23 protein-coding genes and 1 tRNA gene are annotated in these 22,141 nt (G+C 53.2%); 19 read left to right on the top strand and 5 right to left on the bottom strand.

Features of this window, described 5'->3' with window-relative positions:
• Positions 1–87: 87 nt before the first annotated feature.
• Positions 88–1,044: an RING finger protein gene (locus tag WGC32_RS00315; protein WP_342680287.1), complete on the bottom strand. Its 957-nt coding sequence runs from the start codon at positions 1,042–1,044 to the stop codon at positions 88–90.
• Positions 1,045–1,367: 323 nt separating this feature from the next.
• Here WGC32_RS00315 and prfB point away from each other — a divergent pair, with 323 nt between their 5' ends.
• A complete protein-coding gene (prfB, locus tag WGC32_RS00310) occupies positions 1,368–2,483 on the top strand; it encodes a peptide chain release factor 2 (RefSeq protein WP_342680486.1) in 1,116 nt (371 codons plus the stop codon).
• A gap of 71 nt (positions 2,484–2,554) precedes the next feature.
• Here prfB and catA read toward each other — a convergent pair whose 3' ends face one another.
• From catA to WGC32_RS00295, 3 genes are all read right to left on the bottom strand, one after another.
• Positions 2,555–3,196, bottom strand: coding sequence for a type A chloramphenicol O-acetyltransferase (gene catA / locus WGC32_RS00305; RefSeq protein WP_342680286.1), 642 nt, complete (start codon positions 3,194–3,196; stop codon positions 2,555–2,557).
• A gap of 69 nt (positions 3,197–3,265) precedes the next feature.
• Positions 3,266–4,252, bottom strand: a complete 987-nt coding sequence (locus WGC32_RS00300) for an ATP-binding protein (protein ID WP_342680285.1) — start codon at positions 4,250–4,252, stop codon at positions 3,266–3,268.
• Positions 4,253–4,275: 23 nt separating this feature from the next.
• Entirely contained in the window at positions 4,276–5,283 is a 1,008-nt protein-coding gene (locus tag WGC32_RS00295) for a DnaD domain protein (RefSeq protein ID WP_342680284.1), read from the bottom strand.
• A 190-nt stretch (positions 5,284–5,473) separates the two neighbouring features.
• Between WGC32_RS00295 and WGC32_RS00290 the strand changes: the two genes are divergently transcribed.
• From WGC32_RS00290 to WGC32_RS00280, 3 genes are all read left to right on the top strand, one after another.
• Positions 5,474–5,549: transfer RNA gene (locus tag WGC32_RS00290), tRNA-Gly, on the top strand.
• Positions 5,550–5,752: 203 nt separating this feature from the next.
• Positions 5,753–6,598 carry a PHP domain-containing protein gene (locus tag WGC32_RS00285; RefSeq protein ID WP_342680283.1) on the top strand — a complete coding sequence of 282 codons (846 nt, stop codon included), beginning with the start codon at positions 5,753–5,755 and terminating at the stop codon, positions 6,596–6,598.
• 130 nt (positions 6,599–6,728) lie between these two features.
• Positions 6,729–6,986: a TIGR03905 family TSCPD domain-containing protein gene (locus WGC32_RS00280; RefSeq protein ID WP_342680282.1), complete on the top strand. Its 258-nt coding sequence runs from the start codon at positions 6,729–6,731 to the stop codon at positions 6,984–6,986.
• A 20-nt stretch (positions 6,987–7,006) separates the two neighbouring features.
• On the opposite strand, the gene WGC32_RS00275 is transcribed toward WGC32_RS00280, so the two are convergent.
• Positions 7,007–8,653, bottom strand: a complete 1,647-nt coding sequence (locus WGC32_RS00275; protein ID WP_342680281.1) for a hypothetical protein — start codon at positions 8,651–8,653, stop codon at positions 7,007–7,009.
• Between the two features lie 324 nt (positions 8,654–8,977).
• Here WGC32_RS00275 and cbiD point away from each other — a divergent pair, with 324 nt between their 5' ends.
• The 15 genes from cbiD to cobD are packed head-to-tail and all read left to right on the top strand — an operon-like array spanning position 8,978 to position 22,134.
• Positions 8,978–10,123: a cobalt-precorrin-5B (C(1))-methyltransferase CbiD gene (gene cbiD, locus WGC32_RS00270; RefSeq protein ID WP_342680280.1), complete on the top strand. Its 1,146-nt coding sequence runs from the start codon at positions 8,978–8,980 to the stop codon at positions 10,121–10,123.
• Positions 10,120–10,818 (top strand): precorrin-2 C(20)-methyltransferase, encoded by a 699-nt coding sequence (gene cobI, locus WGC32_RS00265; protein WP_342680279.1) that lies wholly within the window; start codon positions 10,120–10,122, stop codon positions 10,816–10,818. The genes cbiD and cobI overlap by 4 nt, the downstream gene beginning before the upstream one ends.
• Positions 10,819–11,574: a precorrin-4 C(11)-methyltransferase gene (cobM, locus tag WGC32_RS00260; protein WP_191510157.1), complete on the top strand. Its 756-nt coding sequence runs from the start codon at positions 10,819–10,821 to the stop codon at positions 11,572–11,574. It begins immediately after the preceding gene.
• Positions 11,571–12,614 carry a cobalt-precorrin 5A hydrolase gene (locus tag WGC32_RS00255; RefSeq protein ID WP_342680278.1) on the top strand — a complete coding sequence of 348 codons (1,044 nt, stop codon included), beginning with the start codon at positions 11,571–11,573 and terminating at the stop codon, positions 12,612–12,614. Before cobM ends, WGC32_RS00255 begins: the two co-directional genes overlap by 4 nt.
• Positions 12,615–12,618: 4 nt before the next feature.
• Positions 12,619–13,362, top strand: a complete 744-nt coding sequence (gene cobJ, locus WGC32_RS00250) for a precorrin-3B C(17)-methyltransferase (protein ID WP_191481782.1) — start codon at positions 12,619–12,621, stop codon at positions 13,360–13,362.
• A gap of 3 nt (positions 13,363–13,365) precedes the next feature.
• Positions 13,366–14,130, top strand: coding sequence for a precorrin-6A reductase (gene cobK / locus WGC32_RS00245; protein WP_342680277.1), 765 nt, complete (start codon positions 13,366–13,368; stop codon positions 14,128–14,130).
• Positions 14,127–15,344, top strand: coding sequence for a precorrin-6y C5,15-methyltransferase (decarboxylating) subunit CbiE (gene cbiE, locus WGC32_RS00240; RefSeq protein ID WP_342680276.1), 1,218 nt, complete (start codon positions 14,127–14,129; stop codon positions 15,342–15,344). The genes cobK and cbiE overlap by 4 nt, the downstream gene beginning before the upstream one ends.
• 14 nt (positions 15,345–15,358) lie before the next feature.
• Positions 15,359–16,732 (top strand): cobyrinate a,c-diamide synthase, encoded by a 1,374-nt coding sequence (locus WGC32_RS00235; protein ID WP_342680275.1) that lies wholly within the window; start codon positions 15,359–15,361, stop codon positions 16,730–16,732.
• On the top strand, positions 16,729–17,790 hold the full coding sequence (gene cobT, locus WGC32_RS00230) for a nicotinate-nucleotide--dimethylbenzimidazole phosphoribosyltransferase (RefSeq protein ID WP_342680274.1): 1,062 nt from the start codon (positions 16,729–16,731) through the stop codon (positions 17,788–17,790). The genes WGC32_RS00235 and cobT overlap by 4 nt, the downstream gene beginning before the upstream one ends.
• A 9-nt stretch (positions 17,791–17,799) precedes the next feature.
• Complete coding sequence (locus WGC32_RS00225) at positions 17,800–18,327, top strand: bifunctional adenosylcobinamide kinase/adenosylcobinamide-phosphate guanylyltransferase (protein ID WP_342680273.1); 528 nt, start codon at positions 17,800–17,802, stop codon at positions 18,325–18,327.
• Positions 18,324–19,088 (top strand): adenosylcobinamide-GDP ribazoletransferase, encoded by a 765-nt coding sequence (locus WGC32_RS00220; RefSeq protein WP_342680272.1) that lies wholly within the window; start codon positions 18,324–18,326, stop codon positions 19,086–19,088. The genes WGC32_RS00225 and WGC32_RS00220 overlap by 4 nt, the downstream gene beginning before the upstream one ends.
• A 13-nt stretch (positions 19,089–19,101) precedes the next feature.
• Entirely contained in the window at positions 19,102–19,494 is a 393-nt protein-coding gene (locus WGC32_RS00215; RefSeq protein WP_342680271.1) for a bifunctional adenosylcobinamide kinase/adenosylcobinamide-phosphate guanylyltransferase, read from the top strand.
• Positions 19,491–20,102 carry a histidine phosphatase family protein gene (locus WGC32_RS00210; protein WP_342680270.1) on the top strand — a complete coding sequence of 204 codons (612 nt, stop codon included), beginning with the start codon at positions 19,491–19,493 and terminating at the stop codon, positions 20,100–20,102. Before WGC32_RS00215 ends, WGC32_RS00210 begins: the two co-directional genes overlap by 4 nt.
• On the top strand, positions 20,096–21,073 hold the full coding sequence (cbiB, locus tag WGC32_RS00205; RefSeq protein ID WP_342680269.1) for an adenosylcobinamide-phosphate synthase CbiB: 978 nt from the start codon (positions 20,096–20,098) through the stop codon (positions 21,071–21,073). The genes WGC32_RS00210 and cbiB overlap by 7 nt, the downstream gene beginning before the upstream one ends.
• Entirely contained in the window at positions 21,073–22,134 is a 1,062-nt protein-coding gene (gene cobD / locus WGC32_RS00200) for a threonine-phosphate decarboxylase CobD (protein ID WP_342680268.1), read from the top strand. The genes cbiB and cobD overlap by 1 nt, the downstream gene beginning before the upstream one ends.
• The last annotated feature ends 7 nt before the right edge of the window (positions 22,135–22,141 follow it).

Here is a 22,141-nt window from a genome sequence, read left to right as displayed (position 1 = left end):
CCGCAAATAATCGCGGCCGCCGTTCTCTGTGGCAACGGCATACCGATTTCAGACACAAAAGTGCCTTTCATAAATGGGCAAAACCCATTACATCAACATTTGATAGGACGCGGCCATGTAGCTAAAGAAGAACAGGACCAAAATGATCACGATGATTGCGCGGCTGACACCACCCATGGAAGACAAGGCTGCCTTGACATCGGTATGTCCCAATCGCTTTTCGTGTTCTTTGATTTTTTTGATTTTGCGTATCGCAAAATATTTGTAAATTTTGGTGCCGAACATACCAAGCAAAATACTCATACCGAAAAAAACAATTCGGGAAATATTATACCACATGTTCAGTGAAGTAGATTCCAGGGTAAGAATAGAAGTTAAATTCGTTGTTGCTGCGGTCATAAAGTACTGGACATATTCTCTTACGACCAGGATAGAGGGGACAAGGCAAGCCACATATACTGCCATAAACAGGGCGCCCAGGAGATACATTTTTCGATAGAAGAAATAGATGAAATGGAAAAAGCAAGCCGACCAACTCCAACAGAAGGAACGAGTTTTGTCAGCAAGAGCCTTAAAGCGGGGCAGGTAATAGTGGGAATTCTCCCGGACATATGCCGCCACCTCTGCTGCGCTTACACCGTCGATGTCCGCATCGGGATGGACGCCACCCAAAGGGGACATCGACGCATACATATTCTGATAAGGGTTGGCGCCAGGATATTGCTGCTGTTCCTGGGCATGGAGATTATATCCGCATTTAACACAGAAAAGGGCCTCCTTGGGATTTTCTGTCTGGCACATAGGACAACGTACCATTTCATGGGATGCATCAGATTCCGGCCCAGAAGCAGCACCATGATCCGAAGTATAGGGACGCTCCCACTGATATCCCTGCCCGTGATTTTCTTCAAATGCGCAGTGCCCCAGTTTTTGGTAGCATTCCCGATGATGGGGTGTTCCGCAGATAGGGCATACAACAATATCGTCAGCCAGTTCAAACTTTTTTTTGCAAACAGGACATTCTATTCCCACAAAATTTGCCAAGATACGTCCTCCTTTGTATGAGAATACCATGGAAAACATGATACAATCTTATTGTACAGAAAACATGTGAATAATTCTAGAAAAGAAAGAAATTTTTCTGGGTAATTTAAGGAACAATGCCATGATCAGGTGCAACCATGTTCCGCACGTTTTTTCATTGCCCCTATTATAAACGATATGAAGAAAAAAGCCAAGACGAATGACCACTACCAGGGGATTTTCTTTACTTTTCATAGGAAATCCACTATAATAAGAATATTCTGTATTCCCACAAAATCAAGAGATTCTGAAGAACGGGGCAGAGAAAGGAATCACACGGCATGCTGTTGGAATTTGAGGAATTAAAGCAGGCCCTGACAGAGTTGCGGCCTGAGATTGACAATTTAAAGGAAGCCATCAATTACGACGCAAAGAAAGCGGAACTTCAGGAGCTGGAAGAGCGGGCCCAGGATCCTTATTTCTGGAATGATGCTGAGGGTTCCCAGAAGGTAATGCAGAGAACCAAGGTGGTTAAAAACACAGTAGAGGGGTATGAAGCCCTTTGCACAGGTTATGACGACATCATGACGATTATTGACATAGCCGCCGAAGAAAATGATGATTCCCTTTATGGGGAGGCAAAGGAAGCGTTTGATAAACTTTCCGCCGATGTAGAACAGCAAAAATTGTCCACCCTCCTTTCGGGAGAATATGATGACAAAAACGCGATTCTTACCTTTCATGCGGGAGCAGGTGGTACCGAAGCCCAGGACTGGGCACAGATGCTTTACCGGATGTATACCCGATGGGCAGAACGTCATGGATTTAAATATAAGATCTTGGACTATCTGGATGGCGAGGAAGCTGGAATTAAAAGCGCATCTATCTTGATTGAGGGCATCAATGCTTACGGTTATCTCCGCTCGGAAAACGGAGTGCATCGTCTGGTCCGGGTTTCTCCCTTTGACGCGTCAGGCCGGAGACACACTTCTTTTGCGTCTCTGGAGGTTATGCCCGAAATTGGAGAAGACTCCAATGTGGAGATTCGGGATGAGGACATCAAGGTGGATACCTACCGCAGTTCTGGCGCCGGAGGGCAGCATGTTAACAAGACAGAGTCTGCGATCCGTATTACCCATCTGCCTACGGGTATTGTGGTAGCCTGTCAAAATGAGCGCAGCCAGCATCAGAACCGGGAAGTGGCTATGAAAATGCTGATTTCCAAGCTGATTCAAATTAAGGAACAGGCCCATTTGGAGCGGATTGAGGATATCAAAGGAGAACAGATGCAAATTGGCTGGGGATCTCAGATCCGTTCTTATGTGTTTATGCCCTACACCCTGGTCAAAGACCACCGCACCAATTATGAGTCAGGCAACATCAATGCGGTGATGGATGGTGACCTTGATGGCTTTATTAACGCTTATCTCAAGGCCAAAAGTTTGGGACAAATCGATTAAGCCAATGACAAAAAGCAGCCGAAACGGCTGCTTTTTTTGATGAAAAGGCTACGGTATGTTGAATCTGAATTCTAAAGGGAAAGGTCATCGAGTGAATGCAGGAGCTCCTGGACTTCATTGACAAAACGACCTGCATGAAAACCGTCGCATACGGCATGGTGTACTTGTAGGGCCAGGGGAAGGTAGGTGTGGTTTTTCTGGCTGAAGAAACGTCCCAAGGTAAAGATGGGGAGGAGATAGTCGTTGCTTTTTGGCAGGTGCAGGTGAAAGCTCTCAAAGGTCACCCAGGGTATCATGGAGACAGTAAAGACATTTTCCGGCATATTCGGCTTGGCGATAAATCCTTCTCTATCTCCATAACATGCAATGTCTTCCTGATATCGTTTTAAAAACTCCTGATAATCGCCGCAATATTCTGTCCAGATGTTGGAAAATGTCTCCGTCTGCTGATGAAAAATAGTATAAGAAGGGAAAACTACGTCATAAAAACCTAGCTCGCCATGGCTGTTTATGGCCGTGCGGAATTCTTCATGGCAATTTACAACTTTTGAAAGAACAAATAGCATGGTAGGGTAGAGTTTTAGCTTGCGCTCTCGCAGCGCGGAAATATCCAGATTTGCCGTCATACTGTAGCTACAGGGAACATGGGAATGATAATGATCGTAATATTCACTTCGCGACCAGGTGGACTTTTCTATTTTGTTCCATTTCATTTGTTCTCGACCTTCTGCTTTACGGATTCTTTGGGGAAATACGGGAAGAAAGAAGCTTCCCGACAGAAATTACTGCCTTTTTAACTGACGGATATCGTTGCCATAGAAATTGAGCACACTATAGGTTCCCATCAGCCGGGATACGATTCGTTCGGTATACCGACCTCGGAGCTCGGAAAGTGTCAGATTGGTATTGATAATGGTGGGCTTACCGCCGAGGATTCGGGAATTAATAATATTATAGATGGCGGAAACCGTAAATTGGGTAGCAAATTCAGCACCCAGATCATCCAGAATCAGCAGATCTGCGTCGCAGACCATAGAAAAAGTATCTCCATTGTCGTTGACAGCTCTGGCAAAGTGTTCCCGTTCTATCTTGCTGAGAAGATTCTGGGCGCTCATGTAGATGACACCAAATCCTTGTTCCAGCACCGCGGAAGCAATGGAAAGAGATAAATGGGTTTTGCCCAGCCCCGTTTTCCCTTGCATAAGAATGGAATGAGAGGCCAAAGAAAATCTGGAAGCATAACGCTGGCAATACTGTAGAATCTCTCCCATTCTCTGACGAGGATTAATTCCCAAGGCAGGATCGATCTGATCAGGATAATAATCCAGTCGGAAGGTGGAAAAAGAGCAGTTATTTAAAGCACTCTGTTCACACAAAGACTCGTGGGCCAATTTTTTGAGCAGGTTTTGGAGGCAGGAACACATCCGGCTGCCTACATAACCACGGTCTTTGCATTTTTCACAGGTATAAATCACATCGGTGTAATTAACCGGCAGTCCGGCATGACGTAAAAGGGCGGCCCTTTTTTCCTGGAGGGATAAGTTTTTTTGCCGCAATCCTTCGATGAGCTCGCCGACATTTTGATTTTCATCCAAAACCGCCCGGGCCACAGAAAGGGCGGTGGAAGAAAGTTGCCGGTCTATAGCGGCTACTTGAGGGATTTTTGCATAAACTTCCTGACGGTGCTCTTGCGCCGTATCCTGAGCGCCACGCCGCCTCTGCTCCAGCACATCAAAAGCTTTCTTTTGAATTTCTTTGCTATATCCCAAAGCGATTGCCCTCCTATTTTTCTTTAGTCAATTTGCAGCATTTTGCTTCCACTGCGCTCGAATTCCTCCAAATCGAAAGAAGCGTCGTCTTTTTTCACCGTTTGAGCCGGGGAGACCTCTCCCGCCGCCTGGGCTGGATCGGTAAAGCCCTTTTCAAACCAGGATTTTAGGATGGAATTAATATAGGGAAAAGAAAGCTTAGAGGTGCGATCTACCGCCCGTTCATATGCCAGCTTGATCATCCGGATATCAAAGTGAAATTCATTGGTCCAGCGGGAGATATATTCCTTTTCCCTGGCTGATAGATTTCGCTGATAAATGCCAAAAGCAGATTTGACCTGTCCTTCCATCTCGTAAGCATGGGTCATTTCCGTAATGTAACGTTCTGCCTTTTCATGGGTATCGATTCCCCGGTCGGCCCAGCGGATGGCTTCTTTTTCAATAAAGCGCATGCTGGTTTTTCCGATGCTTCTGCAAAATTCCAGCACCATGAGGATGATATCCACAGGAAGCCCGGCCCAATCATAGAGATAGACAAGGGTTGATGTATCTGAGGGAGTAAGAAGCCCCCCCAGCCGGTTCTGAGCCTCGGAGAGGAGAAACTGAATTTCCGGATGATCGTGGGCCCGTTTGGCTGCCTCCGCTGCGGAAGGTTTGACATGGGATGTTGTGATAAGGGATACATTGGAGGAGATAGGTTTCACAATCTTCTCAGGAACGGAGGATACAGAAGAATCTGAGTCGCTTTTTTGAGGAGCTGAGTCAGATTGTTTGATCGGGAAGAGAGCGTTTTCGTCCCAATTGAGGACGCCCACATCCACCCAATAGCGGATAGCTTCTAAAATGTCGTCGTCGGTTAAGCCTAAGGTATCGGCGATTTTCCCCGTATCTATGTAAGTGCCTCCATGGCGAAGGATAATCAAAAGTGTTTTAAGAGCAGTTGGGCCGCAGAGTTTGAGATGCTTATCAACAATATCACAAGGAACCGCAAAAACACTGTTCCAGGCGCCGAGATTTACCGAGAGTTTCATGTATTTCCTCCATAGGGTCAGAATAGCATTACCAAAGTGAGATATAATAGAGCTACCCGCACGGATAGCTCTGCTGCATCCATTATACCATAAAAGAAAATAAGAGGGAGAATGGGAATGAAAAAAATTCTAGAAAAAAGAGGTTGACTTTTTGCTAATATATTGCTATAATTATCAAGCACTCAAAAATGCGGGTTTAGCTCATCTGGTAGAGCGCCACCTTGCCAAGGTGGAGGTAGCGAGTTCGAGCCTCGTAACCCGCTCCAATTTATCTAAAAAGCGTCGTGAATCACGACGCTTTTTGTGTTATATAACGAGATTGTATGGGCGATAGTTGCGAAGAAAATACAAAATGGTGTATAATATTACTTATCAATGATAAAGGACAGCGGGGGAATGGCACTTTGTAGGTAGATAGAAGCCACTGCGCGGAGAATAGCCGTGTGGAAATCGGGAAGGATGATTTGGAATGATCGGTGATTTACACTGCCACAGCAAGCTTTCAGACAGTTCCATGGGTTTGGAGAGTTTGTTGTTTTATGCCAAGCGGATGGGACTTGACTTCATCGCAGTAACTGACCATGATACCTTGGCGGGGACAACCCGGGCAGCCGTGATCGGAAAGCGGGTAGGCATCGGGGTGATCCCCGGCGTAGAAATGTCCTGCGTAGACAAGGCACGGGGTAGAAAAGTCCATATGCTCTGCTATTTGCCAGCTAAGCCAGACCGGTTGGAGGGAATGCTGGGTAAAGTGATTGCCAGTCGGACCAAGGCGGGGCAGCGAATGGTGGAAAAGGTGATGCGGTATTATCCGGTGACCCTTGACCATATTGCCAAATATTATGCACCCAGCAAGAGTATTTACAAACAACACATTATGAATGCTCTCTTTGATCTGGGCTATTGTGACGGCATCTATGGAGAACTGTATAACCACCTTTTTGATCCCAAAACCGGGCTCTGCTATGAAAAGGTAGAATATCCTGACGTGCATGAAACGCTGGACCTCATTCACCAGTCCGGCGGCATTGCTGTATTGGCGCATCCTAGAGTCTATAACAGTTTTGATTTGATGGAGGAACTGGCGGGAAAAAAGTTGATCGATGGGATTGAAGCGAGCCATCCGAAAAATCAGCCAGGGGATTATGAGCGCATTGTGGATTTGGCAGATCATTTTGATCTCATCACAACAGGGGGAACAGATTTTCATGGAATGTACAATTCCCGGCCTAACCCTCTTTGCACCTGTGTCACCCAACAGGAGTCCTTGGACCGGTTATTTCAGTTAAGTGATAAGCTCAAAGCAAAAGAATAAAAGTGATCGATTTCCAGCCGCAGTAGCGGCTGGGACTATTTTTTGCCTGGTGAATTTTAAGATCTTTTATTACCTGCCAAGGCAAGCGATAAAGAAAAGACAGCAAGAATTTGAAAAAGGAGTTGCATTTATGCAGATGAAGTTTAGACCGCGGGGTGTCTGTTCCCGTGAGATCCAGTTGGAGTTAGATGAGAATCAGGTGATCCGTACCTGTAATTTTATAGGGGGATGCCATGGAAACACACAGGGAATTTCCCGTTTGGTCGAAGGCCGCCCGGCGAAAGAGGTCATTCAGGCGCTTTCTGGAATTCGGTGCGGCATGAAGAAGACCTCCTGTCCGGATCAGCTTTCCATTGCATTGCAGCAAATGCTTGATGAAGAAAAATAATCCACAAGCTTTTTGATTTTTTATTGGGTAAACTCTAGATTGTCAAAGGTGACCGCCGAATAGATACCGCCTTCGCCGGCTTCATCTGCTGTATACTCTAATACAACACTATCCCCCTCCCTGGTCAGGGCAAGTTCTTCGCTCAGATCTGCGGGAACTAGGAAGATCTGGTCTAAATGTTCTTCTAAAATCACCTTATAGACGGTAGAAGACCCGTCAAATTCTGAGGCAATTCTCAGCACCTTACCCCGAGCTTCCTCCTTTTCCTCTGTGGCATCCAAGGAGGCTGAGCCGCTGGAGTTTCTCAGCGTTTGTTCATAGTCCTGCACCGTGGCGCTGATAGTTTCCCCTACGCCGACAACGGTATAATCGGTGACGCTGACCATGGCATATTGTTTGACAAGCCCCGCGTTATCCTTCAGGGTCATGAAGTAGGTCGGTTCCCCATCAATGTTGATAATGAGCGGGAAGGAAGCTTGATAGGCTAAGTGTTGCACCTTACCTTCCGCCGACTGTTGGGCCGCTGTTTCGGTAGCACCCGCCATTTGGTAAAGATGCGACTCTTTGGTCACCATATCCACCATGATAAAGCCGATGGCGCTGTCATCTCCTCCAACACTGGTTAATCCAGTAAAGAGATAGCATCTGCCCTCGTTGTATACGATGATATGACCTTCGGAGGTGCGGAATTTATCCTTGTTAGCAAAGTTAAAGATACCATGAACATATTCGCCCTGGTTGTCGATCTGGGTGATGACAAAATCCTCCGGCTGCACCCGATCCACCCATGCAGGGACATTATCAATGCTGTAGTGATTTAGTTGACCGGTGGTGGCGTTCATAACGATAACGCCAGTGGCCTCGGGCAAGCTGAAAAACCGTTTGTTCTGATAAGTGGTAGCCACCCAATAGGGATTTCCGTCGTCATCCAATTCAAAAGAATAGTCGGTGATACCGGTAAAAAGGGCCCCACTAAAGCGCAATTTACGGTGGAGGTTTTGCAAAAGATAGGCGTTGGGCTGGTATTTGATCTTGTGCCCTTCTACATATTCCACATCCGTCATACTGGTGGCTGAAACAACAATATAGCCAGGGGTTCCTTCCAGGTTGGTGATCCATTTAAAGAAGCCTGAATGTTGGAGGGGAACCACCCAAACCAGCCTACCATCCACCATCTGGATGGTAGGCTCTCCTAGCACCACCTGGCTGCCCAAAGCGGGGCGTTCCCCCAATTTCTTATCCGCCAGCTTGGTTGCCAGGTCCACATCCACAATAGGAATTTGATCAGTATCCACCGCCTGCATGTCCGACTCGAATATTCTTGTTTCCGGCGTTCCCAGTTGATCCCGGAAAGCCGAAACATTAAATAGAACAGAAGAGGCAATAGTGCAGATCAGTAGCAGCACCCAAGGTGCAGCCGTAATCAAGATCGCCTTTTTGGGGAAATGAAAATTCGGCACCACATTAAGAGGTCTCTCCTGGGTTGGCTTTTCAAGTTTGATGACGCCGAACTTCATGATAACGGCGGCTAGAATATAAATCGTGATGACTACACAGTAGAATAAAGCGCCGTCAAAATAAAGTGGATTCAGTACGGGCGCTTGTATAAACACATAAAGAGCAATGAGCAAAGTAATGATGCTGTAGACAATTACTTTCTTCTTCAAAATGATTCCCGCCTTTCTGTTTCTGGGCTACAATGGTCTGTTTCGTCATTATAACATAAAACGATGAGGGAATCTGTATTTTTTGGTTTTTTTATAAAATTTTAAAAGAGTCCACAAAGAAGGAAGAATCTTTATAATAACCGGATCCAGTTTTGAGGCCTATCTCATCCTTGACAGGTACGCCCAATTCTATTACACTAAAAATAATCATGTACTGAAACCGTCCGTGTGGCAGAGAGAGGGAAGATGGGCGGAAATCCCACGCCGCTTTGGGCAACATTCGGTTGTCCGGAGCGGTTGTTTTGTTTTACAGGAGTTGTAGCCGTGGCAAAAGTGGACCATTACATCTATAAAAATCAAAAAAAACTGCGCTGCGGCTATACTACCGGCTCCTGCGCTGCGGCAGCGGCTAAAGCTGCCGTCCGCATGCTGCTCACAGGGGAAGAGGTCCGCCAGGTCAAGCTGGAAACGCCCAAAGGCATCCTTCTTTATCTGGAGATTGAGGAGGCCAGTAGAACGCCGGAGCAGGCTTCCTGCGCCGTGCGCAAGGACGGCGGGGATGATATAGACGCCACCCACGGGATGCTGATCTTCGCTACCGCCGTCAGGCTAGAGAAACCGGATGTTTTGATTGATGGGGGCAAAGGTATTGGCCGGGTCACCCGCCCGGGACTTGCTTGTCCAGTGGGGAAGCCGGCTATCAATCCAGTGCCTCGGAGGATGATTGCGGAATCTGTCAGACAGGAATGTGCCGCGGCGGGCTATGACGGCGGCATCCGGGTGGAGATATGGGCGCCCCAGGGGGAGGCGGTGGCAAAGCGCACCTATAATCCTAGACTGGGCATTGTCGGAGGCATCTCCATTCTCGGCACCAGCGGCATTGTGGAGCCGATGAGCGACAGCGCCCTTGTTGCCACAATCGAAGCGGAGCTTTCTATGTCCCGGGCGGCAGGCTATCAGAGCATTGTGTTGACCCCTGGCAACTATGGGGTGGATTTTATCGAAGGCCATACAAAAATTGACGATGCCCGGGTAATCAAGTGCAGCAATTTTATCGGGGAGGCGCTGGACCTGGCTGCCCAGATGGGATTTCGAAATCTACTGCTCATCGGGCACATAGGAAAGCTCATCAAGGTGGCGGGCGGCATCATGAATACCCATTCCCATGTGGCTGATGGCCGTCTGGAAATCCTGACCGCCCATGGGGCCCTGTGTGGCGGGGGCACCGGGACAGCGGCAAAACTGATGGAATGCACGACTACAGATCAAGCGGTGGAGATACTGCGCCAAGCGGGTCTCATGGAAAAGACCATGGCAAGCGTCATGGAAAGGATGAGCCTGCACCTTTCGGCACGGGCCGGGGAAAAGATGCAGGTGGAAGCAGTGATGTTTTCAAATAGGTTCGGTGTTTTGGGGAAGACCAAAGGCGCCGATCAGCTATTATCGCAGATGGAGGGCACGCAGAGATGACAAAAGGCATCCTTTATGGTGTGGGCGCAGGGCCGGGAGATCCGGAACTTATGACAGTCAAGGCGGTCAGGACGGTGGAGCGCTGTCCGGTGATTGCTTTGCCCCAGTCGGGACGGGGGGAATGTACCGCCTATGAAATTGCCAAAGAGGCGGTGCCAGCACTGGAAAAAAAGGAAAAACTATTGCTCTCTATGCCGATGACCCGGGACCAGGATACGCTGCTGGAGAGCTGGCGGGAAGCTGCTGATCAAATTGCCAGAAAGCTGGATTTGGGCCAAGATGTGGCATTTCTCACCCTAGGGGATCCTGCTGTCTACTCTACCTATCTTTATCTTCACCGGCTGGTGGAGAAGATGGGCTATGAAGCTCGGATGATCCCTGGCGTCCCCTCCTTCTGCGCGGCTGCGGCCCGGCTGGGCTGGGGGCTCTGCGAAAACCGCCAGCCATTGCACATTCTGCCGGCCTCTTACGACGGAACAGAAGAGGCCCTTTCCCTGCCGGGGACCAAGGTGCTGATGAAAGCGGGGAGCTGCGCTGCAGAAGTTATGGATGCATTGGGGAAAAGGGGGCTGCGCTCCCGGACAGGGCTGGTAGTCAACTGTGGCATGGCGGGAGAAAAGGCCTATCAGAGCCTGGAAACAACACCAGAAGAACAGGGATATTTTTCTTTATATATTGTCAAGGAGGAAGAATAGATGGTACATTTTGTAGGAGCAGGGCCCGGCGCTGTGGATCTCATCACTGTGCGGGGGGCCCAATTGCTTTCCCAGGCGGATGTGGTCATCTATGCTGGCTCTCTGGTCAATCCCGACCTGCTCTCTTATGTAAAAGAGGGATGTGAAATCCACAACAGCGCCGGAATGACCCTGGAGGAGACCTTTTCCGTCATCTGTCAGGCGGAACAGGCGGGAAAAATGACGGTGCGTCTGCACACGGGAGACCCCAGTCTCTACGGGGCCATCGGGGAGCAAATGGCTTTGCTGCGCCAGGAGGGGATTCCCTTTGATGTGACGCCGGGGGTCAGCTCCTTTTGCGGGGCGGCGGCGGCGCTGCCCGCAGAATATACCCTGCCCGGCGTCTCTCAATCGGTGGTGATCACCCGGATGGCCGGACGTACTCCGGTGCCAGAGCGGGAGAGTGTGGCCTCCTTTGCGGCCCACGGTGCCACCATGGTGGTTTTTCTCAGTACAGGACTATTACCCCAGCTGCGCCAAGAGCTTTTGTCCGGCGGCTATGCTCCGGACACGCCGGCGGCCATTGTTTACAAAGCCACCTGGCCGGATGAAAAGGTCATCCGGGGCAGGGTGGATCAACTTCCTCAGATGGCGGAGGAAAACGGCATCACCAAGACAGCGCTGATTCTGGTGGGCGGCTTTTTAGAAGAGGACTTTCAGCGTTCCAAGCTCTATGATCCGGCCTTTGGCCATGAATTCCGGGAGGCCGCCCGATGAAGCTGTCTCTCATCGCCTTTACCTCCCGGGGAGCGGCCCTAGGGGAAAGCATTTGCCAAGGCCTTGACCAAAGCGGCCATGAATGCCAGGGCTTTCTCAAGATGAAAAATAGGCCGCCGGAAAGCCGGCTTTCCCCGGTAAATATCCCCTGCAGCCAATGGGCGGGGGAGATGTTCCATCAGGTCCAAGGGCTTATTTTCATAGGCGCCTGCGGCATCGCGGTGCGGGCCATCGCCCCTTGGGTAGCAGATAAGTCAGCTGATCCAGCGGTGGTGGCGGTGGATGAAAGCGGACGCTTTTCCATCGCCCTGCTCAGCGGACATCTAGGCGGCGCCAATCAGTTGGCCCGGCAGGTGGCCGGGATTACAGGGGGCATACCCGTCATCACCACAGCTACGGATCTCCGGGGTGTTTTTTCGGTAGATAGCTGGGCCCAAAGCCAGGGACTGGCCATCGGGAGCCTTTCGGCGGCTAAAGCTGTATCGGCAGCTTTGCTGGCGGGAGAAACGGTGGGATTTCGCAGCGATTTTCCGGTTTTGTCCCCTTTGCCTTCAGGCCTTGTGGAGAGTAAAAGCGGCCCTCTTGGCATCCATATCACCCTGCGAAGGGAAGAAGCTCCCTTTGGGCAGACCTTGACCTTGGTGCCCAGGGCGGTGACTCTGGGGATCGGGTGCCGGAGAGGGACGCCGGCCTCCGCCATCGAAAGGCTGGCGGCCCAGGCATTGGAGGAAGCCGGGATATCCTGGCTTTGTGTCGAGAAGGTCTGCTCCATTGCCCAAAAGGCAGATGAAGGGGGAATTTTAGAGTTCTGTGGACGCCGGAATCTCCCCTTTTCCACCTTTTCCGCCGCCGAACTCATGGCGCTGAAGGGGGACTTTACCCCATCGGCCTTTGTTGAGAAGACGGTAGGGGCGGACAATGTCTGTGAGCGGGCGGCAGTCAAAGGCAGCGGCGGCAGGCTGTTCATCCAAAAACGGAGCTGTGACGGCGTTACGGTAGCCGCCGCCATCCGGGACATTCAAATTACCTTTGAGGAGTAAATCAATGAAAATATCGGTAGTGGGCATGGGCCCAGGCAGTGAAAAAAAGATGACGCTGGAGGCCATGGACGCTTTGGAAGAATGCGATGCCATTGCGGGATACAGCGTGTATGTGAATCTAATCAAAGATCGTTTCCCCGGCAAGGAGATCATCACCACCCCCATGCGCCGGGAGGAGGAGCGATGCCGTCTGGCGGTAGAAGCGGCTCTCTCCGGAAAACATGTGGTTATGGTGTCCAGCGGGGACGCTGGGGTGTATGGCATGGCGGCGCTGATTTATGAGGTGGCCCAGGACTATGACCCCATTGAAATCCAGGTGGTGCCCGGCGTTACGGCGGCTTGCAGCGGCGCCGCTCTGCTGGGAGCGCCGCTGACCCAGGACTTTGCCGTTATCAGCCTCAGCGATCTGCTCACCCCCTGGGAAAAAATCGAAAAGCGCCTGTCCTTTGCGGCCCAGGCGGATTTTGTCCTCTGCCTTTATAACCCGGCCAGCCATCTGCGGCCTGACTATCTGCAAAGGGCGTGCGATATTCTTTTGCGCTACCAGAAGCCGGAAACGGTCTGCGGTTTGGTGCAAAACATCGGCCGCCCTGGGGAACGGGCCCAGATCCTGACCCTGGAGCAGCTGAGAAACGCCGAGGCCGATATGTTCACCACCGTGTTTGTGGGCAGTTCCACCACCCGGGTAGTGGAGGGCAGGATGGTGACCCCCCGGGGTTATTTGCAGCGGGAAGGAAAGGAAGGCTAAGAAATGGCAGGGATACTCTTGTTTGGCGGCACAGAGGAAGGACATCGGCTGGCAGAAGAACTCTGCCGCCGTGGAGCACAGGTCACAGTCAGTGTGGCCACCGGCTATGGGCGGGAGCTGCTACGGGATGTCCCCTGTACCCGGATTCTTGCCGGACGGCTGTGTGAAGAGGAGATGATAACCCTTCTGGGAGAGAATGATTTTTTCTGTGTCATTGACGCGACCCATCCCTATGCTGTCGAGGTATCCCGAAGGATTCAAAACGCCTGCCAAAAGACAGAGACCCCCTGTCTGCGGCTGCTCCGCGAGGATGTGGAGATGCCCGGCTCTTTGGAGGTGGCAACGGCTGAAGAGGCAGCCCGGCATCTGGAAGAAACCCAAGGCAATATCCTGCTGACCACTGGAACCAAAGAGCTGCCGGCCTTTGCAAAGATTCCCCGCCAGCGGCTTTATCTGCGCGCGCTGCCAAGCGCAGAAGCGCTGGCGTCCGCCCGGGAGGCGAATCTGGAGCCCAGCCATCTTTTTCTGATGCAGGGCCCCTTTTCCACAGAGCTCAACGCCGCGGTGATGAAAAGCTGGGATATTCGTATTTTGGTGACCAAGCGCTCGGGCAAAGCCGGGGGCTTCCCTGAAAAAATGGAAGCGGCCCGGCAAACGGGAGCACAAACTGTGGTCATCGGCCGTCCCTCGCGGGAGCGGGGGCTCAGTTGGGATGAGCTGATGGCGGTGCTGGAGGAAAGAAAATGGATCGGGGAGGAAGCAAGATGAAACGCCGTATTTATCTCATCGGCATAGGAATGGGCCGCCCTGAGAATATGACTACGGAAGCCCGTATGGCTTTGGAGCACAGCCAGTGCATCATTGGGGCAAAGCGGCTGATCGATTCCTTGGAAGGCTTCACAGCGCCGAAAATAAGGGCTGCCCTTACCGACGAGGTGTGTGCTGCCATAGCGGAGAACCCGCAGTTCGACCCGGTTTCGGTGGTTTTTTCGGGGGATATCGGTTTTTACAGCGGTGCAGATGCCCTGCGCAAACGGATGGGAGAAGAGTATGCGCTCATCTCTTTGTGCGGCATCAGCAGCCCCGTCTATTTCTGCGGCAAATTGGGGCTTCCCTGGCAGGATGTGCATCTGGTCAGCGCCCACGGAAGGCAGGCAAATCCGGTGGGGGAGGTGCTCTGCCATGAAAGAGTGCTTTTTCTCACCGGCGGCCGCTGGAGGGCACAGGATATCTGTCGGGAACTTGTGAATTGGAAACTGGGCCAGTGCAAAATTTGGGTGGGAGAGCGGCTTTCCTATCCCGAGGAAAGGATAACAGCAGGCAGGGCCCAGGAGCTGGCTGACCGGGAGTTTGACCCTTTGGCGGTCTTACTGGCCCAGTGGGAGGGCACAAAGCCGGTCAAAACTGTGCCAGGGCTGCCGGATGAGTTTTTCCTCCGGGGCAGCGTGCCCATGACAAAGTCAGAGGTGCGCAGTATCTGCCTGTCCAAGCTGCGGATAGCGCCCGGAGATATTGTCTACGATATCGGCGCCGGCACCGGTTCGGTGGCCGTGGAATGCGCTATGGCGGCGCCCATGGGGTTTGTCTACGCGGTGGAGAAAAATCCGGAGGGCATCTCCCTCATTCGGCAAAACCGGGAAAAGTCGGGGACATGGAACCTCAAAGCTGTGGAGGGGACAGCGCCCCAGGCGCTCAGCGGGCTGCCCACCCCTGACAAGGCTTTTATCGGAGGCAGCGGCGGCAATCTGAAAGAAATCCTGATCCTTTTACAGGAGAAAAATCCTGAGGTCAGGGTGGTTTTGACCGCCATCACCTTAGAGACGGTGGGCAAAGCTCTAAAAGCTTTGGCAGAGCTTCCCTTTGATGAGGCGGAGATTGTGCAGATAGGCGTTAGTAAGGCCAAAAAGGCGGGAAATTCTCACATGATGATGGGGCAGAACCCCGTGTTTGTCATCACAGCCCAGGGCCTGGCTCATCCATGAAAGGAGGCAGGACGATGCAGGTCAAACGGATTCCTAGAATCATGATCGCGGCGGCTTCCAGCGGGTCAGGAAAGACCACCCTAACCTGTGGACTGCTGCAGGTTCTTTTGTCCCGGGGACTTTCTGTCTCCTCCTTCAAATGCGGGCCCGATTACATTGATCCCATGTTTCACCGCAAGGTCATCGGCGCAACCTCGGGCAATCTGGACCTGTTTCTCCTGGGGAAAGCAGGGGTAAAACGGTGCCTGGGAGAAAATGGAGGGGAAACCGACGTCGCTGTGCTGGAAGGCGTCATGGGCTATTATGACGGCATAGGGCTTACTACCCGCTCCAGCAGCTATGAGGTGGCCCGTGTGACGAAAACCCCGGTGATCCTGCTCGTTGACTGCAAGGGGATGTCCCTTTCGGTGGCGGCCCTGGTGTCGGGCTTTGCAAGATTTCGGGAGGACAGCGGCATCGTAGGAGTGATCTTGAACCGCCTGTCCCCAGCGCTGTATCCCCAGCTCAAGGACGAGGTGGAAAGGGAGACCGGTGTGGCGGTTTTGGGCTATCTGCCAAAGCTTGCGGACTGTGCCCTCGAGAGCCGGCACCTGGGCCTTGTCACCGCCGACGAGGTGGAGAACCTGCGGGAAAAGCTGGTTTGCCTGGGCGAAGCTCTTTCCCAGACGGTGGATGTAAAAGCCATCCTGCAACTGGCGGCCCAGGCCCCGCCCCTTTGCTGGGAGGAAATCCCCCAAGCGTTGGCGGCGCCGGTCTCCATTGGGGTGGCAAGGGACAGGGCCTTTTGCTTTTACTATGAAGACGCCTTGGATTGCCTGGCTCGGATGGGGGCGAAATTGGTCCCCTTTTCTCCCCTGGAGGATAAAGCCCTGCCCCAGGGAATCAGCGGGTTCATCCTAGGCGGGGGATATCCGGAGCTTTATGCCCAGAAGCTTTCTCAAAACGCCTCTATGCGGGAAAGCATCCGCCATGCGATAGAAAATGGCATGCCCTGTATTGCCGAGTGCGGAGGCTTTCTCTATCTGGGAGAGTCGCTGACCGGAGAGGACGGGGAGGAATATCCTATGGCGGGGGTTCTCCCCGGCCGAGGCTTTCCCACGGGACGGCTGCGGCGGTTTGGCTATCAGACTTTGGTTTCCCATGAGGACAGCCTGCTGCTGGGGAAGGGAGAATCCCTTCCGGCGCATGAGTTTCACTACTATGACAGCACTGATAATGGCCGGGGCTGTACGGCCTATAAGGCATCCCGGCAGGCAAGCTGGGAGTGTATTCACGTCTCCGACACCCTGTTTGCCGGGTTTCCCCACATCCACCTAGGCGGAAATCCGGATACAGCCCGACGCTTTTTGAAAAGATGCGCTGCATTTGAAAAGAGGAGCAAGATATGATGTTAGAACAGACCCTGAAACAGATTACACCCTTGGATGAAAAGGCCATGTCAGCGGCCAGGCGTCGGTGGGATAGTATTGCAAAGCCACTGCACAGTTTAGGGCTTTTGGAAGACGCCGTAGTGAAGATCGCCGGCATGACGGGCAGCGCCCGGATCGAGCTTCAAAAGCGTGGCGTCATCGTCATGTGCGGGGACAACGGCGTAGTGGAAGAAGGGGTCACCCAGACGGATAGCTCGGTGACGGCCATCGTCACCGAGAATATGTGTACCGGCCAGACCAGTGTCTGCAAGATGGCCAAAGCGGCAGGCGCTCAGGTGTTTCCTGTAGATATCGGTGTCAGCCGGCCGGTGGAGGGCCAGGGACTCATCCAGGCCAAGGTGATGGCGGGGACCCATAACATGACCCAAGGCCCTGCCATGACGAGAGCCCAGGCGGCACAAGCTGTCGAGACCGGTATCCGATTGGCAAAGGAATGCGGTGCAGATGGCTACCGCATCCTGGCCACAGGAGAGATGGGAATCGGCAACACCACTACCAGCGCCGCAGTGGCATCGGTGCTGCTGCAACGCCCTGTAGAAGAGATGACCGGCCGGGGAGCAGGGCTTTCCGACCAGGGGCTGCGTAGAAAAAAGGATACAATTCGCCGGGCTATCGCCCTCAACCATCCCGATCCCAGCGACCCTCTGGATGTTCTTGCTAAGGTAGGAGGGCTGGATCTGGCAGGACTTTGCGGCGTATTCTTAGGGGGAGCGGCCTGCCGTATCCCCGTGCTTATCGACGGATTTATTTCTGGGGTGGCCGCCCTTGCGGCGGCGAAGCTTTGCCCGGACGCCGCCGGCTATATGCTGGCCTCCCATGTCTCCAAGGAACCGGCGGCCCATCTGGTACTGGAAGAACTGGGGCTTTTCCCCTTCCTTACCGCGAACATGTGCTTGGGAGAGGGAACCGGCGCTGTGGCGGCTCTGCCCATCCTGGATATGGCCCTGGCCGTGTATGAGGGGATGAGCACCTTTGAGGACATTGCGGTGGAGGCTTATCAGCCTTTATCCGAGTAGGAGGAAACTATGCTGACCATGATCATTGGCGGCGCCGGAAGCGGAAAATCTCAGTATGGGGAGGAGCTGCTTCAAAACTGCGGCTGCGAAAGAAAAATTTACATCGCCACCATGCTGCCCACAGGGGAGGAAAGCCAACAGCGGATCCTGCGCCACCGGGCCCAGCGGGCGGGAAAAGGTTTTGAAACTATAGAGTGCTTTACCTCGCTGGCAAAACTTCGCCTTCCAGCAGGGTGCGGGGCGCTGTTAGAGTGCGTGGGGAATCTGGCGGCCAATGAGCTCTACTCCCCCCAGGGCGCGGGGAATCTGGCGGCAGAGGCCATCACATCTGGGGTGGAAAACCTTTGCCGCCAGGCAAAAGAGGTTATAGTGGTCACAAACGATGTCTTTTCTGACGGAATCGACTATGATGAGGGTACCGAAGCCTATCTGCGGGTGATGTCCCAGGTCCATGCCTGGCTGGCCCGGCGGGCCGATCAGGTGGCAGAGGTCGTCTGCGGTATCCCCATCATCCACAAGGGAGGGGAGAAACGGTGAAGAATCTTTGGGACTGTTTGGTGGTGGCATTTTCCACCTACAGCGCCATCCCCATGCCCCAGGTTCAGTGGAGCCAGAGAAATATGCGCTACGCCATGTGCTTTTTCCCTCTCATCGGACTCATTATCGGGGCGCTGCTTTTGGGATGGGCACAGCTTCGGAACCTGGTAGGCATCGGTCCTCTGCTTTTTGGCGCAGTGGCCACAGTGCTGCCCCTTCTCGTCACAGGGGGCATCCACCTCGACGGCTTTTGCGATACCTGTGACGCCTTAGGTTCCCACCAGCCTCGAGAAAAGAAGCTGGAAATCCTCAAAGACTCCCATGCGGGGGCCTTTGCCCTCATGGGCTGCGGCGCCTACCTGCTCCTCTCCCTAGGGCTGTGGAGCGAGATGGAGATGTGTTTTCCCCAGCTTGGCGTCATGGCTTTGGGATTTGTCCTGTCCCGGTGCCTCAGCGGGCTTTCGGTGGTCACCTTCCCCTGCGCGAGTCGGGGATTGCTGGCGGCGTTTTCCCAAAGCGCCCAGAAGAAAAGGGTGGCGGCGGTGATGCTCTGCCTGATCGTTCTCTGCGCTGCCGGCATGCTTTTGCTGGATCCCTTAACAGGCGCATTGGCACTACTCGGCAGCGGCGGATGCTTTCTTTATTATTTTGTGATGAGCCGCCGTCAGTTTGGCGGCATTACCGGGGACCTTGCAGGCTATTTTTTGCAGCTTTGCGAAATTGTGATATTAGCGGCGGTGATCATCGCCCAAAAGCTCTGAAGGAGGAAGTGGAATGCGTCTGATTGTGGGAGGCAGGGGCCAGGGAAAGCGGGCTTATGCCCTTCAGCTTGTCGGCTGCGGGGAAGAGGATGTAGTGGATGGGGGAGACTGCTCCCTTCAGGATATCTGCCGCTGCCGGATTTTTGACGGGCTTCACCGGTGGGTGCGCCGGGAGCTGGAAGCAGGACGGGATCCGTGGCCGGCACTTGTGGAAGCTATGGAGAGCAATCCGGATATGGTCATCCTCTGCGATGAAGTTGGCTGCGGAATTGTGCCCATAGAACCTTTCCAGCGCCAGTGGCGGGAGGAAACCGGACGGATTTGCTGTAAGCTGGCCCAGCAGGCCCGGCAGGTACAGCGGGTATACTGTGGCATTGCCACCACCCTCAAGGAGGAGAAGCGTTGAACATCTATTTTTTGCGCCATGGGATGACCCAAGGCAATCTGGAAAGACGATATATCGGGCGCACTGACGAGCCTTTGTGCGAGCAAGGCAGGCTGTTGGCACAGGGGCTTGGAGTCAGGCTGGGAAAAAGCGGCGTACAGGAGGTTTGGACAAGTCCCCTCCTCCGCTGCCGCGAGACAGCCTCTCTTGTCTTTCCGGGGCAGAATCAGCGGGTAGAAAATGACTTCCGGGAATGCGATTTCGGGGAGTTTGAGTATAAAAACTACGAAGAACTCAAAGAAAATCCTCGATATCAGAGATGGCTTTCCTCTGGAGGGGCTCTGCCCTTTCCCGGCGGGGAGAGCAGGGAAGACTTTTGCGCCCGCTGCCGCAGGGCTTTTTCCAGAGCGGTGGAGACGCTTCAGACAAGGGGGATTGAGCGAGCGGCATTTGTGGTTCACGGCGGCACCATCATGGCCATCCTCTCCGGGTTTGGACAGCCGAGACAGGATTATTACCACTGGCAGGTGGAAAACTGCGGCGGTTATCTGGTGGAGCTTGGCCGGGGAGGGCTGGTGGCAGAAGGCTGCCGGATTGTAGAAAAAATCGGGGAGGAAAGGCCATGGTGATTTCCCTCTACGCCCTGTGTTTGGGCTTTTTGTTGGACTTGATCTTTGGCGACCCCCACTGGCTGCCTCACCCGGTGCGGTTGATGGGAAGGGCGATCTCGGGCCTGGAAAAGGCCCTCCGACCTCGGTTTCCGGATACACCCCAGGGCAGAAGAAGCTCCGGCAGGGTTATGGTCATACTGGTGCTGCTTATTTTTACTGCGGCCCCTCTGGTCATTCTCCTCCTGTGCCAGCGGATTTCTCCCTTTTTACGCCTGGCGGTGGAGACGGTGATGTGCTATCAGCTTTTGGCCGCCAGAAGTCTGCGGGACGAGAGTATGAAGGTGTATGACGCCCTTTGCCAAGACGACCTTTCTCTGGCCAGAGAGAAAGTTTCTATGATCGTGGGGCGGGATACCCAGAAGCTCAGCCGGGAGCAGGTGGCAAAGGCGGCGGTAGAGACGGTGGCAGAAAACACCTCTGACGGGGTGGTGGCGCCTCTGTTTTACATGGCTATCGGGGGCGGTGTCCTGGGATTTTTCTACAAAGCGGCCAACACGATGGATTCGATGGTGGGCTACAGAAATGAGCGGTACGAGGACTTTGGCCGGGCGGCGGCCAAACTGGACGATATTGTCAACTTTATCCCATCCCGGCTGTCGGCTCTTTTGATGATAATAGCGGCGGTACTGCCCGGCTACTCGGCCAAAGACGGATGGAAAATTTGGAGAAGGGACCGCTTCCAGCATAAAAGCCCCAACAGCGCCCAAACGGAATCGGTGTGTGCCGGTGCGCTTGGGGTGCAGCTGGCGGGGGACGCTTCCTATTTTGGCGTCCTGGTCAGAAAGCCCACCATCGGGGATCCCCTGCGGCCTGTGGAGACCCAGGATATCCGGCGGGCCAACAGGCTGATGCTAACGACAGCGATTCTTTCCCTGCTGTTTTTGGGCGGGGCCAAGGCGCTGCTGATCTTGGCTACAGGAGGATTTTAATGAAAACGATGATCCACGGCGGGGATATCTATTCGGCCAGAGAGCGATTTTCAGGGGAGATCTTAGACTTTTCCGCCAATATTAACCCCTTGGGGATGCCGGTTTCGGCAGTGGCGGCGGCAAAGAAAGCAATCGAGGAATGTGAACATTATCCTGACCCCCTGTGCCGGACTCTGACATCCGCCATCAGTGAAAAAGAAGGGGTATTCTCCTCTCAGGTGATCTGCGGCAACGGAGCGGCGGATCTGATTTTCCGGGCTGTGCTGGCATTGCATCCCCGGCGGGCATTGCTTCTGGCCCCTTCTTTTGCCGAGTACGCCCAAGCGCTGGCTGTCGTAGGGTGTGAAACATCCTGCCATTTTTTGCGGGAGCAGGATGGCTTTTCCCTCACCGCGGAGATTCTTCCCAAGCTGACCGCCGGCATCGACCTTCTCTTTCTCTGCAACCCCAATAATCCCACTGGGGAGGTCATCGAGCCTTCCCTGTTGGAAAAGATTCTCCGAAGGTGCCGGGAACAGGATATTTTTGTGGTGCTGGATGAGTGCTTCTGCGATTTCTTGGAGGAACCTGAAATTTACACCCAGGTGGGACAGCTTGCCCAGTACCCCAATCTTCTCATTCTCAAGGCCTTTACCAAGATTTATGCCATGGCTGGACTGCGGCTGGGATACGCCCTGTGCGGGGAGAAGATATGCCGGGCTATGGAGCGATGCGCCCAGCCGTGGAGCGTCAGCATCCCGGCCCAGGCGGCGGGTCTGGCTGCTCTGGAGGAAAAGGATTATCTGATCCGGACAAAAGAGCTTATCCGTACCCAGAGAAAGAGCTTAAAAGAGGGAATTGCCTCCCTTGGATGGCAGGTCTATGGCTCCAAAGCCAATTTCGTCTTCTTTAGAGCTCCGGGACAGGGAAATCTCAAAGCCCGACTGGAGGAGAAAGGCATTTTGATCCGTGGATGCGGCAATTATCCGGGCTTGGATGAAAGCTATTACCGGGTGGCGGTACGCTCGCCCCGGGAAAACCAGATGCTGCTGGCGGCGCTGAAAGAACAGGCGCAAAACTAGAGAAAAG

It is taken from the genome of Zongyangia acetica, assembly GCF_038739695.1.
Taxonomy (GTDB): domain Bacteria; phylum Bacillota; class Clostridia; order Oscillospirales; family Ruminococcaceae; genus Zongyangia; species Zongyangia gallinarum.
Note: the sequence above shows the minus strand (reverse complement) of the source record. Positions and strands in the feature narration are given on the sequence as shown.

Bases quoted from the DNA above. Each gene is read 5' to 3' on its own strand.
- catA (WP_342680286.1), bottom strand. From the start codon at position 3,196: ATGAAATGGAACAAAATAGAAAAGTCCACCTGGTCGCGAAGTGAATAT.
- WGC32_RS00295 (WP_342680284.1), bottom strand. From the start codon at position 5,283: ATGAAACTCTCGGTAAATCTCGGCGCCTGGAACAGTGTTTTTGCGGTT.
- WGC32_RS00285 (WP_342680283.1), top strand. From the start codon at position 5,753: ATGATCGGTGATTTACACTGCCACAGCAAGCTTTCAGACAGTTCCATG.
- WGC32_RS00280 (WP_342680282.1), top strand. From the start codon at position 6,729: ATGCAGATGAAGTTTAGACCGCGGGGTGTCTGTTCCCGTGAGATCCAG.
- cobI (WP_342680279.1), top strand. From the start codon at position 10,120: ATGACAAAAGGCATCCTTTATGGTGTGGGCGCAGGGCCGGGAGATCCG.
- cobM (WP_191510157.1), top strand. From the start codon at position 10,819: ATGGTACATTTTGTAGGAGCAGGGCCCGGCGCTGTGGATCTCATCACT.
- WGC32_RS00255 (WP_342680278.1), top strand. From the start codon at position 11,571: ATGAAGCTGTCTCTCATCGCCTTTACCTCCCGGGGAGCGGCCCTAGGG.
- cobJ (WP_191481782.1), top strand. From the start codon at position 12,619: ATGAAAATATCGGTAGTGGGCATGGGCCCAGGCAGTGAAAAAAAGATG.
- cobK (WP_342680277.1), top strand. From the start codon at position 13,366: ATGGCAGGGATACTCTTGTTTGGCGGCACAGAGGAAGGACATCGGCTG.
- cbiE (WP_342680276.1), top strand. From the start codon at position 14,127: ATGAAACGCCGTATTTATCTCATCGGCATAGGAATGGGCCGCCCTGAG.
- WGC32_RS00235 (WP_342680275.1), top strand. From the start codon at position 15,359: ATGCAGGTCAAACGGATTCCTAGAATCATGATCGCGGCGGCTTCCAGC.
- cobT (WP_342680274.1), top strand. From the start codon at position 16,729: ATGATGTTAGAACAGACCCTGAAACAGATTACACCCTTGGATGAAAAG.
- WGC32_RS00225 (WP_342680273.1), top strand. From the start codon at position 17,800: ATGCTGACCATGATCATTGGCGGCGCCGGAAGCGGAAAATCTCAGTAT.
- WGC32_RS00215 (WP_342680271.1), top strand. From the start codon at position 19,102: ATGCGTCTGATTGTGGGAGGCAGGGGCCAGGGAAAGCGGGCTTATGCC.
- cbiB (WP_342680269.1), top strand. From the start codon at position 20,096: ATGGTGATTTCCCTCTACGCCCTGTGTTTGGGCTTTTTGTTGGACTTG.
- cobD (WP_342680268.1), top strand. From the start codon at position 21,073: ATGAAAACGATGATCCACGGCGGGGATATCTATTCGGCCAGAGAGCGA.